Origin of the sequence: Chryseobacterium camelliae (genome assembly GCF_002770595.1) — a bacterium.
In the GTDB taxonomy this organism is placed as follows: Bacteria; Bacteroidota; Bacteroidia; order Flavobacteriales; family Weeksellaceae; genus Chryseobacterium; species Chryseobacterium camelliae.
In genome coordinates this window covers 3,703,954-3,718,297 of sequence record NZ_CP022986.1, presented here as the reverse complement: position 1 = coordinate 3,718,297, position 14,344 = coordinate 3,703,954, and the positions used below count along the sequence as shown (strand labels likewise).

10 protein-coding genes are annotated in these 14,344 nt (G+C 44.2%); 6 read left to right on the top strand and 4 right to left on the bottom strand.

Annotated features, from left to right (window positions below; translation table 11 throughout):
• The first annotated feature begins 196 nt into the window (after window positions 1-196).
• The 4 genes from ppk1 to CGB83_RS17135 all read left to right on the top strand — a co-directional run bounded on the left by ppk1 (window position 197) and on the right by CGB83_RS17135 (window position 6,805).
• Window positions 197-2,269: a polyphosphate kinase 1 gene (gene ppk1, locus CGB83_RS17145; RefSeq protein ID WP_100076915.1), complete on the top strand. Its 2,073-nt coding sequence runs from the start codon at window positions 197-199 to the stop codon at window positions 2,267-2,269.
• A complete protein-coding gene (locus tag CGB83_RS17140; protein ID WP_100076914.1) occupies window positions 2,266-3,150 on the top strand; it encodes a Ppx/GppA phosphatase family protein in 885 nt (294 codons plus the stop codon). Before ppk1 ends, CGB83_RS17140 begins: the two co-directional genes overlap by 4 nt.
• 362 nt (window positions 3,151-3,512) lie before the next feature.
• Window positions 3,513-3,662 (top strand): hypothetical protein, encoded by a 150-nt coding sequence (locus tag CGB83_RS20230; protein ID WP_157761446.1) that lies wholly within the window; start codon window positions 3,513-3,515, stop codon window positions 3,660-3,662.
• Window positions 3,663-3,766: 104 nt separating this feature from the next.
• Entirely contained in the window at window positions 3,767-6,805 is a 3,039-nt protein-coding gene (locus tag CGB83_RS17135) for a choice-of-anchor I family protein (protein WP_100076913.1), read from the top strand.
• 420 nt (window positions 6,806-7,225) lie between these two features.
• Here CGB83_RS17135 and CGB83_RS17130 read toward each other — a convergent pair whose 3' ends face one another.
• Window positions 7,226-7,474 (bottom strand): NifU family protein, encoded by a 249-nt coding sequence (locus tag CGB83_RS17130; protein ID WP_100076912.1) that lies wholly within the window; start codon window positions 7,472-7,474, stop codon window positions 7,226-7,228.
• Between the two features lie 40 nt (window positions 7,475-7,514).
• Entirely contained in the window at window positions 7,515-8,621 is a 1,107-nt protein-coding gene (locus CGB83_RS17125; protein ID WP_100076911.1) for an Mrp/NBP35 family ATP-binding protein, read from the bottom strand.
• 126 nt (window positions 8,622-8,747) lie between these two features.
• Here CGB83_RS17125 and CGB83_RS17120 point away from each other — a divergent pair, with 126 nt between their 5' ends.
• Window positions 8,748-11,549 carry a GH92 family glycosyl hydrolase gene (locus tag CGB83_RS17120; protein ID WP_100076910.1) on the top strand — a complete coding sequence of 934 codons (2,802 nt, stop codon included), beginning with the start codon at window positions 8,748-8,750 and terminating at the stop codon, window positions 11,547-11,549.
• A gap of 98 nt (window positions 11,550-11,647) precedes the next feature.
• Here the strand turns inward: CGB83_RS17120 and CGB83_RS17115 are convergent, their stop codons facing one another.
• Both CGB83_RS17115 and CGB83_RS17110 read right to left on the bottom strand, forming a co-directional pair.
• The gene (locus CGB83_RS17115; protein ID WP_100076909.1) at window positions 11,648-12,367 is read right to left on the bottom strand and encodes a phytanoyl-CoA dioxygenase family protein; all 720 of its coding nucleotides are present in this window, start codon (window positions 12,365-12,367) and stop codon (window positions 11,648-11,650) included.
• A 31-nt stretch (window positions 12,368-12,398) separates the two neighbouring features.
• Window positions 12,399-13,649, bottom strand: a complete 1,251-nt coding sequence (locus CGB83_RS17110; protein ID WP_100076908.1) for a dicarboxylate/amino acid:cation symporter — start codon at window positions 13,647-13,649, stop codon at window positions 12,399-12,401.
• Window positions 13,650-13,857: 208 nt separating this feature from the next.
• On the opposite strand from CGB83_RS17110, the gene CGB83_RS17105 reads away from it, so the two are divergent.
• Window positions 13,858-14,343, top strand: coding sequence for a BON domain-containing protein (locus CGB83_RS17105; RefSeq protein WP_100076907.1), 486 nt, complete (start codon window positions 13,858-13,860; stop codon window positions 14,341-14,343).
• The last annotated feature ends 1 nt before the right edge of the window (window position 14,344 follow it).

Sequence of the window (14,344 nt, the reverse complement as noted above, 5' to 3'; positions counted from 1 at the left end):
CATCTATACCTGATAATACAGTATTGAATATTACCCATTTAACCGTATATTTGAAAGGCATGATCTTATGAAGATGAACACAATAAAGGTTCGCGCAACATTACATTATAGTATTTAAAAGTTAATTAAAGTTTAACCTGGACAGTACCGCTGAACATCTGTCGAATTGTTATTTTTGGTCAAATAAAGTAGAAAAATGTCATTACAGTTCAATCCGCGAGATATTACCTGGCTGGCCTTCAACGAAAGGGTTTTGCAGGAAGCCATGGACGAAAAGGTCCCTTTGCATTTGAGAATCCGTTTTTTAGGAATATTTTCCAACAACCTGGATGAATTTTTCCGGGTGCGGGTTGCCGGACTGAAACGGGCGATGGATTTCAAGGAAAAGGTCATTGCGGAGTCATTTTATCAGGCTCCGTCCAAAATACTCCAAAGGATTAATGACATCGTGATCCACCAGCAGCAGAATTTCGATAAGACATGGAAGAAAATCCAGGCTGAAATGGCAGATCAGAGGGTCTTTATCAAATCCCCGAAAAGCCTCACACCTGTCCAGAAGGAATTTGTCAGCAAATATTTTGACGAAGTAATAGAATCCAACGTCATCCCTATCCTGCTGCATGAAAATACGCCAATGCCTTATTTAAGGGACAAAAGCCTCTATCTTGGCGTGGCCATGAGCAAGAAAGACTGGCAGTATGCCAGCAATTATGCCATTATTGAGATCCCATCACGGTTTGTCGGCCGTTTTCTGCTGCTGCCTACGGAAGATCCCAAAGAAAAGAATGTCATGCTCCTGGAAGATATCATTACGTTCAACCTGCCGCATATTTTCTCCTACTTCGGATATGACGAATTTTCTGCCCATGCCTTTAAGGTAACCAAAGATGCAGAGCTGGACCTGGATAATGACATCAGGACCAATTTTGCAGAAAAGATAGAAAAAGGACTTAAGAACAGGCGGAAAGGAAAACCGACCAGGTTTGTCTTTGACAAGGATATGGATAAGGCACTGCTCGAGCTCCTGATCCGTAAGCTGAACCTCACCAAGAAAGACAGCATCATCCCGGGAGGAAAAATTCATAATTTCAAACATTTCATGGATTTTCCGGATGTTTTTGATGATTACAAACGTCCGGTAGAAAGAACATCTTTTACCCATCCTGCTTTTGAGCATGGAGAACGGGTTACGGATGTGATTTTAAAAAACGATGTGCTCCTTACATTCCCGTACCATAAATACAACCCCGTTATTGACCTTCTGCGTGAAGCAGCCATGGATCCCGACGTAAAATCCATACAGATTACAGCCTACAGGCTGGCCAGCAGCTCAAAAATCATCAATGCCCTCATTTATGCCGCGAGAAACGGTAAAGAGGTAACGGTCATGCTGGAGCTTCAGGCAAGGTTTGATGAAGAATCCAACCTCGAATGGAAAGAAATGCTGGAACCGGAAGGCATCAGGGTACTGATCGGTATTCCCAATAAGAAAGTCCATGCTAAACTTTGCGTCATCAAAAAGCGCGCTCATAATAAAACACTTCAATATGGCTTCGTGAGCACCGGAAACTTTAACGAAAAAACGGCACGGGTCTACGGGGACCACCTGCTGATGACTTCCGACCGCGGCGTGATGGCAGATATCAACAAAGTATTCTCCGTCCTGAAAAAACCGAAGGACGACTTTATGCCGGTCCTGAAAACCTGTAAAAACCTTCTGGTCTGTCCGCAGTTTATGCGTGAGAAGTTCATCCACCATATCGACCGGGAAATCGAGGAAGCCAAAGCAGGACGGAAAGCTGAAATGATCATCAAGGTCAACTCGCTGAGCGACCGCGGAATGATTCTTAAGATCTATGATGCGGCTAAAGCCGGGGTAGTGGTTAAAATGATTGTCCGCGGAATCTACTGCGCCGTCAATCATAAAGATTTTAAAGAAAAAATAGATGCCATAAGCATTGTGGATGAATACCTGGAACATGCCCGCGTGATGTATTTTTACAGCAAAGGGGCAGAAGACATGTACATTTCCTCAGCAGACTGGATGACACGGAACCTGGACAACCGTATCGAGGCAGCGATAAAGATCACCGACAAAGACCTGAAAAAAGAAATGAAAGATATTCTGGACATCCAGCTGAGGGATAATGTAAAGGCCAGGATCTTGAATAAAAAGCTCGATAATGAATACGTGAGGAATAATAAGAAGCAATGCCGCTCCCAGATTGAAATTTATAAATATTTAAAAGCCAAAACAGACCCTGAATGAAGATTGCAGCGATAGATATCGGAAGTAATGCCGCAAGGCTCCTGATCAATGAAGTAAAAGAAAATAACAACAAACCTGAATTCATCAAACTGAACCTTCTCAGGATCCCCCTGAGACTGGGAATGGACGTCTTCACGCTCGGAAAAATCGGGGAAGAACGTGAGAAAATGGTGATTGACGCCATGAAGATCTTCAGTGACCTGATGAAAATCTATCAGGTGGACCATTACCGCGCCTGTGCTACCAGTGCCATGCGTGATGCAGCCAACGGAAAGGATATTATTGAGGAAGTAGAGAAAACATCAGGCATCAGCATCGAAATCATTTCAGGGGACGAAGAAGCTACCCTCATCTATGAAAACCATGTTGCTGAAGGCCTGGATAAGGAATTTGCCTATCTGTACGTAGATGTGGGAGGTGGATCTACAGAGCTTACTTTCTATGAAAATGATAAGATGAAGTATGAAAAATCCTTTAATATAGGAACAATCAGACTGCTGAATAACCTGGTTACCGAAGATAACTGGAAGGAAATGAAGGAAGAAATCAGGAAGAATATCAACAGTAAAAAAACCATTGTAGCCATAGGTTCCGGAGGAAACATCAACAAAGTGTTCTCTATGAGCAAAACCAAAGAAGGCAAGCCGATTTCCCTTGCCCATATTAAAAAGGTATATAAGGAATTCAATGAAATGACCCTTGAGGAAAGGATGACCCGCTATAATATGAGGGAAGACCGTGCTGACGTAGTTGTACATGCATTGAAAGTGTATAATAATGTGATGTCCTGGGCAGACATCAACAGGATATTCGTTCCTAAAATCTCAGTGGCAGATGGACTCATCCAGAATATCTACCACAAGCTTCAGGATAAAAAATAAAAATTTTTCTTTATCATACTGCCGGTTACGCTCATAACCGGCTTTTATCTAATAGTCCAGAGAGTCTCATTTCATTTTCTTTTGTTTTTTCACTAAAAAATTATAAAATGGAATATAAATTCAAATAAAAAATGTTAAATTCACTCCATAATCAGGATATCCTGATACTGTTTTAAATTCTAAAGAATAAATTGTACGATTTTTGCATTGTTCTAAGGTAAAATATATTTGATGAACGTCATCAGTAGTATCAATACTGAAAGTCCGTTCCTGTTTCCAAAGCATCAGCAAGGAGCAGGAGCCAGGATCTTGATAGGAGGAGCAGATTGATTTATTTACCATCAACATTAAAATTTTTCGATATGAAAGACATGATCAAGCGCATATTCCTGGTAGCCTTCATTTTACTGGTACTTACTGCCATTTCAGGCTTCTTTTACATGCAAAAACATCCTATGGACAATAAGACAGGCAGTACGGTTCTTATGATGACCGGTAAAACGGGAAAATAGCACGGAACATCAAGGATGATCTATTTATTAATCATTTATTAAAATTCCATTAAAATACTTCAGGGGTATATCGTTCATTTTTGTAAAAATTAAAGTACATAACAATGACGAACCATTACTTTCTGAAAGGTTCCGTAATAGCTGCATTCTTCCTTCAGGGCAGCCTGTTCGGACAAACCGTTATCCATTACTGGAATTTCAACAATAACACCGCCGCTGCCTCTCTGACCGCCGCGTCTTCTACCCTCCTTAACGGTTCACTTACAGCCTTAGCAGGCGGAAGCAGCGTCATAGACTATGCTAACGGAACCGGACAAAATTTTGACATTCAGAACTTAAATGCCAGGAACAGTGATCCTGCAGGAAGCCATCTGAGATACAATAATCCTATTGATGGCGGATTGCAGTTTTCCCTGCCGACTACAGGCTATACTAATGTTACGGTAAAATTTACAACCAGACGCTCCGGCCAGGGTGCAGGAACTCAAAGCTGGTCCTATTCTACAGATGGTACGACCTTCGTTCCTTATCAGACGGTTTCTCCTCAGGATGCCAATCCGCAGCTGGTGACCTTCGACTTCTCAGCTGTTTCAGGAGTTTCCAACAATCCCAATTTTAAACTGAAAGTTGAATTTTCAGCACCAGGAGGCGGAACCGGAGGCAACAACCGCTTTGACAATTTTACGGTAGATGCCATTCCGACAACCAGTACGGACACGACTCCGCCAACAGTTACTTACCTTCCTGCCAATAACAGCAACACAGCTTCTATCACCGTAAACCCTACCCTTTCATTCAATGAAAATGTGAGGCTGACGGATAATTCCGCCATTACCGGTGCCAATGCGCAGAATCTGGTTGAATTCCGTACCGGCAGTGCTTCCGGCGCTCAGGTGCCTTTTACGGCAACATTTGCCAACAATATCATCACGGTCATTCCAACTTCCCCTTTATTGCCTAACCAGACTTATTATCTTGCCCTGAAACCGAATACGGTTGAAGACTTCAGTGATAACAGCATCAGTGCCCAAACCTCCGGCACCTTCACTACGGCAACGACATCAGTCTCCATGGAGAAAAGCTTTATTAAGGTAGCCGAAAACGCCGGAACACTTGCCTTTAAGATCAATGTGAACAACCCTTCCAATGCGACGGTAAACCTCGTTGTTAAACCTGCTCCTTTCAGCACGGCTGACGGCAGCGATTTTACATTAGCCACACAAAGCATCGCGATTACGCCTTCCATGAACAGCTATACCGTAAACATCCCGATTATTGATGATACGCTACAAGAACAGCAGGCGGAATATTTTGTCGTAAGCCTGGAAAATCCGGCAGGCGCAACCATTACCGGGGACCATTCATCCACAGTCTACATTATTGATAATGATAAACCGGCACCGGTTCCGTCCCATCAGATCCAGCTCAATTATATCGGGAGCTTCGATCCTTCAGGGAACAACAGCAGCTCAACGGAAATCGTCGTGCATGATCCGGCTACCCAAAGGCTATTTACCATCAGCTCGCTGACCGATGTTTTTGATATTATTAATTTCAGCAATCCCAATACCCCTTCTGTGATCCAGACCGTGAATATGGCACCTTATGGAGGCATTACCAGCATTGCCGTGAAGAACGGCATCATTGCAACGGCTTCCCCTAATGCCAATCCGCAACAGAACGGTTCTGTCGTTTTCTTCGATATCAACGGGAATTTCCTGAAACAGGTTACCGTAGGAGCCTTACCGGACATGATTACCTTTACGCCGGACGGGACAAAGGTGATTACGGCCAATGAAGGAGAACCGAATGATGCATACACGGTAGATCCTGAAGGTTCGGTCAGCATCATTGATATTTCAGGAGGGATTGCCGGCCTCAGCCAGAGCAATGTAACAACATTAAATTTTAATAATTTCGATTCGCAGGCTGCCGCACTGACATTAACAGGACTCAGGAAAGTAAGGACCAACAATACTTTGTCTCAGGATCTTGAGCCGGAATATATTACCGTAAGCGCTGACAGCCAGAAAGCCTGGGTAAGCCTTCAGGAAAATAACGGTATTGCGGAAGTTAACCTGGCTACCAAAACCATTACCGGATTATGGGGACTTGGCAAAAAAGATATGAGCCTGCCCGGAAATGGCTTTGACGCTTCCGATAATAACGGGGAAATACTGATTGCCAACTGGCCTGTACAAGCGTATTACACTCCGGATGCCATCCAGAATTATACGGTCGGAAATACGCATTACATTGTCACCGCCAATGAAGGGGATGAAAAAGACCTCTCCGGATTCAGCGAAAGAACAACGGTGGGCGCAAACAGCTATACTCTGGACAGTACTGCATTCCCCAATGCAGCAGTACTGAAAGCATCCCATAACCTGGGAAGGTTCAGGGTAACCAATGTGAACGGAAATACAAACAGCGATCCTGAGTTTGAAGAAATCAATGCATTGGGCGCACGGTCATTCTCCATTTTCAATGCAGATACGAAACAGATTATCTATGACAGCGGGGACAGCTTTGAGCGCTATATTGCAGCCAATCATCCGCTGATCTTTAATGCCGACAATGAATCCAATACCGTAAAAAGCAGGAGCCGCGCCAAAGGCCCAGAACCGGAAGGCGTTGCACTGGGAACCATAAACGGGCAGACCTATGCATTCATCACCCTGGAAAGGACCGGAGGCGTCATGGTATACAACATAACCAATCCCGCTAACCCAACATTTACGGATTACAAACATTCACGCATGACTTCTGCCTACGGCGGCGATAACGGGCCTGAAGGGATTACCTATATAGCTCCGGCCAATACAGCCAATGGCAAAGGATATATTATTGTAGCCAATGAAATCAGCGGAACATTATCCATGTATGAGGTCGTTGGTGCACCTACGCTTGCAACGGGAGAAACCGCTACTGAAAAAGTGACCTTCAACGTCTTTCCGAATCCGGTGACAAAGGGTAATACGCTGTATTTTAACCGTGCCCAGGGATATGAACTCTATGACATGTCCGGAAAACTGATCACAAAAGAAAAGACTGCCTTAACAATACCTACATCCGGATTGTCTTCAGGAATATATATGATGAAGACCGCAGAAGGTTACATCAAAAGGATTATGGTGAAATAACAAGAATCGCCAATGATATCTTATTACGATCAATCCCCGGAATATTCCGGGGATTTTTAGATCTAAAACAATAAAATAACACAAAAATTAAATATAAAGCCCTTTGCAAGTGCCTCACTTATCAAATTTAGATAAATATTTTTAACCTACAAACATTTATTTAATTAAAATTTTTCATATCTTCATCACTCAATAACCATATACCTGAAAAAATTCAATATGACCATTATTTATGATTCTAGAAACACGGGAATTGGAGGCTGCAGCAAAATAACCCCTCATTATTGCAGCCTTCGGCGAAGAATCTGTCTTTCATAACTCACCAGGGAATAATACCTATTCCTTATTGTTTTATGATACCAAAAAGGCAGACTGTAACAGTCTGCCTTTGAAATTATCTCGTATCGGTATCGTATTCGGTTACTCTACACTTATTACTTTTTCAATTTCCGGAGCATGCTGCCTGATGGTGTTTTCAACGCCCAGTTTAAGGGTTGAGAAATTCAGGGAACAGCCGGAGCAGTTTCCAAGGAGTTTTACAAAAACCTGGTTACCCTTTACATCGATAAGCTCTATATCGCCCCCATCCCTGTTCAGGAACGGACGGATGCTTTCCAGGGCTTCCATTACCCTTGTTACGGTGTCTTCGTGTGTTATATTTGTTTCCATATATTGTATTCAGTCATTGGTCCCAACCGTTTGGGATGAATTATTTTGCTTTTGGGGAACATCCGGCCATTGTGGTAATTTTCACAGCTTCCGTAGGAGGAAGGTTTTTATTTCTTTCCACTAAGCTTTCCACCATTTTTCTTGCGGTTTCAGTATAGATCTCTGCAATTTTGGAATCTTCCTGAAGGGCAGCCGGTCTTCCAACATCTCCGGCCTCCCTGATGCTCTGGATTAAAGGAATTTCCCCCAGTACCGGAATTCCAAGGTCGTCAGCAAGATACTGCGCTCCCTGGTTCCCGAAGATATAATATTTATTATCCGGCAATTCTTCCGGTGTGAAGTAAGCCATATTTTCAATCAGCCCCAATACCGGAATGTTGATACTTTCCATCTGGAACATGGCAATCCCTTTTCTTACGTCTGCCAGGGCAACATGCTGAGGCGTGCTTACAATTACAGCACCGGTTACCGGAACTTCCTGGATGATGGAAAGGTGGATATCACCCGTTCCCGGAGGAAGGTCGATCAGAAGGAAATCCAGTTCTCCCCATGCCGCATCGCGGATCATCTGGTTCAGGGCTTTTGATGCCATAGGGCCTCTCCATACCACTGCCTGGTTGGCTCCTGAAAAATAACCGATGGAAAGCATCTTAACACCGTAATTTTCAATCGGCTTCATCAGGCTTTTTCCGTCTATGTCTACTGAGATCGGCTTTTCGCCTTCGGTATCGAACATCGTTGGAACAGAAGGGCCGTAGATATCTGCATCCAGCAATCCTACTTTGAAGCCCATCTTGGCAAGGGTTACCGCCATATTGGCTGCTACCGTAGATTTCCCTACGCCTCCCTTTCCGGAAGCGATGGCAATAACGTTCTGAATGCCTTTGATCTGCTTCCCTTTGATCTGGCTCTGCTGAATTTCAGTCGGTTCCGGAGAAACGATTTTCAGTTTCAGGTGAACATGTTCACCGAACTCACTGGCAAAAGCCTGCTTCATGGCTGCTTCCAGTTTCTTTTTCTCATGCATTGCCGGTGAATGAGCCGTCATATCAATATACACGTCATCGCCCATAATCTGAAGATTATTCACCAGATCATCAACTTCTATTTCTTTAAGGAAATCCTGAACCTTTTCTTTCGTCAACATAAACTCAATAAATTGATTACAAAGTTAAGGAAATTTTACCTATTTGGAATAAGTAAACGGGGCTATAGATAAATTCTTTTAGGGTCCGTATTTTTATAGTATTTTTAAGGACTTTTTACGGTAACAATGAAAAAAATACTTTTTGTTTTGCTGGGAGTCCTTTCAGCCCATGCTTTTTCACAGAATTATGCGCAGTATGTCAACCCATTCATCGGAACCGGTGGCCATGGGCATACGTTTCCCGGTGCCATTGTGCCTTTCGGGATGGTACAGCTGTCTCCCGATACCCGTATTGACGGCAGCTGGGACGGATGCAGCGGCTATCATTATTCCGATGCTGTGATCTACGGATTCTCGCACACCCACCTCAACGGTACGGGAGTCTCAGACTACGGAGACATTATGCTGATGCCGACCATGGGGAAAGCCGGCCTCAGCCCTAAAGAATACTCATCTGCATTTTCCCATAAAAATGAAAAAGCCTCTGCCGGATTTTATTCGGTAAAACTGGACAAGAACAATATCGATGTACGGCTGACCACCACCAAGAGGGTCGGTTACCATGAATACACCTTCAACAACGCCGGAACCGCCAACATCATCCTGGACCTGAACCACCGCGATAAGCTGCTGGAAGGCGAAGTGAAGGTCATTGACGCTAAAACCATTGAAGTATTCAGGAAAAGTTCTGCATGGGCCACCAACCAGTATATTTATGCAAGGATCGAGTTTTCCAAACCTATGGAGGTCTCCCGGAAAGAAGTGAACGGAAGCCAGGGTAGCAATATATATACCGGCACCCGGCTGGCGCTTGCTTTTTCGGCAAAAGTAAAGAAAGGGGAAAAAATCAATGTAAAAGTTGCCATTTCGCCAACCGGCTATGAAGGAGCAGGAAAAAATATGCTGGCAGAAGGACAGTCCGATGATTTTGAAAATATCAGGAAGCAGGCTGCTGCAGACTGGAACAGAGAACTCTCAAAAATAGAAGTAAAATCCGCCGACAAAAACAAGCTGGCCATTTTTTATACCGCACTCTACCACGTTTTCACCCAGCCTAACATCAATATGGATGCAGACGGCAAGTACAGGGGAAGGGACAATAAGTTCTACATGGCTAAAGGCTTTGATTACTATACGGTTTTTTCACTGTGGGATACCTTCAGGGGAGCGCATCCTTTAATGACGCTGATCGACAGGAAAAGAACCGCTGATTTTATCAATACTTTCATCAGGCAATACGAGCAGGGCGGAAAACTTCCGGTATGGGAGCTCGCTTCTAACGAAACGGAATGCATGATCGGTTACCATGCGGTATCCGTCATTGCGGATGCCATGGCTAAAGGCATCAAAGGTTTTGATTATGAAAAAGCTTTTGAGGCGTCCAAACATTCGGCGATGCTGGATATTTTCGGGCTGAATGCCTATAAGCAGAATAATTATATCAGTATTGATGATGAACATGAAAGCGTTTCCAAAACTGTGGAATATGCCTATGATGACTGGTGTATTGCCCAGATGGCCAAAATTTTAGGCAAAAAGGAAGATTACCAGTATTTCATGAAGCGTTCCCAGAACTGGAAAAACCTCTACAATCCTGAGAACGGATTTATGCAGCCGAGGAAGAACGGCAACTGGTACCAGCCTTTTGATCCGAGGGAAGTGAACAACAATTATACGGAAGGCAACTCATGGCATTATTCCTATTCCGTACAGCAGGATATCCCGGGACTGATAGCCGCTCACGGAGGACAGGAAAAATTCGAGCAGTTTATTGATGCTATTTTTGCTGCGCCTGATACCACCACAGGAAGGGAGCAGGTGGACATCACCGGACTTATGGGACAGTATGCCCAGGGAAATGAGCCAAGCCACCATATCGCCTACCTGTATAATTATGTAGGCAAGCCTGAGAAAACCGATGAAAAAATAAAATATATCTTCGACCATTTGTATAAAAATGCGCCGGATGGGCTGATCGGTAATGAAGACTGCGGGCAGATGAGTGCCTGGTACATCTTAAGCGCCCTGGGAATTTACCCGGTAACTCCGGGATTACCGGAATGGCAGACGACAAAACCTTATTTTGATGAGGTAAAAATCCATCTTGAAGACGGAACGACCCGGACGATTACTCCTAATACCGGAAGGGATGAGCTCAGGAAACTGGGATTTGAAAATGTAAGTGCATTCAAAGACCTGAAATATGATGCGCTTACAGCTTCCCCTGTGATTGCGGCAGACCGCCTGTTCGACTTTTCCACCAAAGTAACCATCACCCCGCTGAATCCGGGAGACAAAGTATACTATATGACCCTGGATGAAAGTGATGCCAATGTGAGGAAAACATTTAAGGCGTACAAAGAGCCTTTTACCATTAATAAAACCACTACGGTTTCAGCTTATGCAGAACGGAACGGCGAGAAAAGTTCGATCACCACCGCTAATTTTAACAGGAGGCCGAATTACTGGGATATTACCGTGAATGCTACCATGAATCCACAGTATACCGCCGGAGGCAAACTGGCCCTGATTGACGGCATCCATGGAGATGTCAACTGGAGAAAAGGCGAATGGCAGGGATACCAGGGACAGAATTTTGAGGCAGTAATTGATTTCAAATCTCCTCAGGATATGAACCAACTGTCTTCCACGTACCTTCAGGACAGCCGCGCATGGATCCTGATGCCCAAAAAAGTGGAATATTATGCCTCAATGAACGGTAAAGATTATATCCTGTTATCTACAGTCAACAATACAGTAGATCCCAAGGATGAAACGGTACAGGTAAAAGACTTCAGTGCAGACATCCTTCCGACGCAGGCACGGTATCTGAAAGTAAAAGCATACTACTACGGTAAACTTCCTGAATGGCATCAGGGCGCCGGAGGCGAAGCGTACATTTTTTTAGATGAAATTTCCGTGAAGTAAGCCTGTATAGTAATAAATTAAGCTCCCTCTGAAAACTGTTCAAAGGGAGCTTAATTTTTATGGAACGCATGAATGTTAGTCATTGACTGATCAATTCATTATCCGCTTATTTTTTCAGACCATTGCAGGCCGCCGGGAAGCTCAAGATCGGAAAATTCGATATGGATAACCCTTCTTCTTTTTCCGTTTGTTGTCCTGTTGGATCCATGCAGCAGCAGGGGCTTCATAATCATGACGCTCCCTTTTTTCACCTTGCAGATCACTTCTTTTTCAGAGGTCCAGTCGATGGTTTCAGGCCTGTAGATACCTTTGGCGTGAGAGCCGGGAACAACTTTCAGGGCTCCGTTGTATTCATCGGTATCATCCAGATGGATTCTGATGGTGAACATATGATCCAGGATTTCCAGCGGGGGCTGTACGCCAAACTGGTCCTGCTTGGTGGTCCAGGGACCAAAACCTTCAACATCAGCTTTCCGGTCTACGGAAATGGTGAGATCCTGATGGTAGGCAACATACCAGTTGGAAGATTCAGGCTTATCAAAATAAATGCTTTTTACAGCAAAATAGCTGTTACCAAAAATTTCCTGTACAACAGAACCAAGCCGGCTGCTGAAAACAGATTTTCTAACTTCCGGCACTCCTTTCAGGAACTGCCGGATGGCAAAAAGCTCTTCCGATTTCCTGAAGGTATCACCGGAAGCATCGGCATCCTCAATGCCCTTCAGGATCATGTCTATTTCCTCTTCTGAGAATACATCATTGATCACAGCAAAGCCGTTATCCTCAATCTGTTTCTTATAGTCTTCCCATTCCGTCATTATACAGTTCAGAATCTACATTCAGTATTCATTAAAGATCTCCTCCGTGATTATCCAGCTGTCCTTCCCATTTGGACACCGCAGAAGTTGCCAGGGCATTCCCGAGAACATTGGTCATGCTTCTCCCCATATCACAGAAATGGTCGATCGGCAGGATCAGGGCAATGCCTTCCGGCGGAATCCCGAACATGGAACAGGTAGCCACAATAATAACCAGGGAAGCCCGCGGAACACCGGCAATCCCTTTGGAGGTGAGCATCAGAACCAGCAGCATGGTAATCTGCTGACCGATTGACATCTCAATTCCATAGATCTGGGCAATGAATATGGAGGCGAAAGTCATGTACATCATGCTTCCGTCCAGGTTAAAAGAATACCCCAGCGGCAGGATGAATGATACGACCCTGTTATTACACCCGAACCGTTCCAGTTCTTCCACCAGCTTAGGGAATACCGCCTCGGAGCTTGTGGTTGAAAAAGCAATCAGCAAAGGTTCTTTGATCCTTCTCAGAAGCTCGAAGAGACGGTTGCCCAGGATGAAGTATCCTACCAGCAGAAGCGCCAGCCAGAGTATGCCTAAAGCAAAGAAAAAGTCTCTGAGGTAAATGGCATATACTTTAAAGATTTCAAATCCATTGGTAGCGACTACAGCAGCAATTGCACCCAGCACCCCAAACGGCGCAAACCACATAATGTAGCCTACCATTTTCAGGATCCCGTGGGCTATGATATCAAACAATTTGACTACGGGCTGAGAATATTCTTCGCCCATATTGGCCAGCGCAATCCCGAACATAATGGAAAATACAACGATCTGCAATACTTCATTGGTGGCAAAAGCCTCAAATAAACTTTTAGGGATAATATGCTTGACAAAATCCTCCATGGAAAAGCCTTTACTGGTCTTTAATAAGTCTTCGGCAGAAGCTGCATCCTGGATGGGCAGCTGTGTGACATGTCCCGGTTCGAGCCAGTTCACCAGGATCAGTCCTATGAACAAAGAAAGCAGTGAGGCAGAAATAAACCACAGCATGGCTTTGGTCCCTACCCTGCCGATCATTTTAATATCGCTCATCTTGGCTATCCCCACCACCAGGGTCGTGAATACCAACGGTGCAATGATCATCTGGACCAGCCTGATGAATACCGTGCCTAAAAGCTTGATATTCTTAGAAAACGGTTCTGCACTTTCAGGATACCGTATATGTACCAGGCCTCCGATGGCTACCCCGAGAACAAGGGCTATAATAATGGCTATAAAGAGTTTGTTTTGTCCTTTCATATCTTCCAATTCAAGTTGCACAAATATAATGGTTTTTCCATTGGCGCAAACGCTTGATGAAAATGATACCAAATTCTTCCGGACAGATATTTAAATCCCAATCCCCATAAGATTTCAAAAAATCTGCGGGACATTTACCCGATTATATGATTTTGGTATACATTTTAGTGTTACATTTGGGTATACTAACCTATTAAATATACATTTTATGAAAAAAACCATCACCATGGCTGCCCTGGCTGTAGCTATTTCCTTCGGAGCGGTTTCTTGTAAAAAGAAAGTGTCTGATGCAGATTTACAGACGCAGGCTACTACGGTAGTAACGTCAAACCCTAATGCATCGGTTGAGATTAAAGACGGTGTCGCCCACCTGAGCGGAACTTTTGAAAGCCAGGAAGCGAAAGATGCCATGATCAAACAGCTGAAGGCCATCAACGGAGTAAAAGATGTCCACGACATGGCTACCGTTGCCCCTGCCGCAATGGCTCCGGTTGAGACCCAGTCCGCTACAGATCCTGCCGTTCAGCAGAAAGTCCAGGATGCCCTTAAAGATTTCCCTTCTGTAAAAGTACAGACGGTTAACGGTGAGCTGACCCTTACCGGAAATGTATCTGCGCAACAGGCCAGAAAGATCAAAGAATCGGTTGATGCCCTGAAAGTAGGCAAAGTAAATTATAATTACACAGTAAAATAAA

What these genes read in the sequence shown, in the direction of transcription:
- CGB83_RS17135 (WP_100076913.1), top strand. Translation starts at nt 3,767, where the DNA reads ATGACGAACCATTACTTTCTGAAAGGTTCCGTAATAGCTGCATTCTTC.
- CGB83_RS17105 (WP_100076907.1), top strand. Translation starts at nt 13,858, where the DNA reads ATGAAAAAAACCATCACCATGGCTGCCCTGGCTGTAGCTATTTCCTTC.
- CGB83_RS17115 (WP_100076909.1), bottom strand. Translation starts at nt 12,367, where the DNA reads ATGACGGAATGGGAAGACTATAAGAAACAGATTGAGGATAACGGCTTT.
- CGB83_RS17110 (WP_100076908.1), bottom strand. Translation starts at nt 13,649, where the DNA reads ATGAAAGGACAAAACAAACTCTTTATAGCCATTATTATAGCCCTTGTT.
- CGB83_RS17140 (WP_100076914.1), top strand. Translation starts at nt 2,266, where the DNA reads ATGAAGATTGCAGCGATAGATATCGGAAGTAATGCCGCAAGGCTCCTG.
- CGB83_RS17125 (WP_100076911.1), bottom strand. Translation starts at nt 8,621, where the DNA reads ATGTTGACGAAAGAAAAGGTTCAGGATTTCCTTAAAGAAATAGAAGTT.
- ppk1 (WP_100076915.1), top strand. Translation starts at nt 197, where the DNA reads ATGTCATTACAGTTCAATCCGCGAGATATTACCTGGCTGGCCTTCAAC.
- CGB83_RS20230 (WP_157761446.1), top strand. Translation starts at nt 3,513, where the DNA reads ATGAAAGACATGATCAAGCGCATATTCCTGGTAGCCTTCATTTTACTG.
- CGB83_RS17120 (WP_100076910.1), top strand. Translation starts at nt 8,748, where the DNA reads ATGAAAAAAATACTTTTTGTTTTGCTGGGAGTCCTTTCAGCCCATGCT.
- CGB83_RS17130 (WP_100076912.1), bottom strand. Translation starts at nt 7,474, where the DNA reads ATGGAAACAAATATAACACACGAAGACACCGTAACAAGGGTAATGGAA.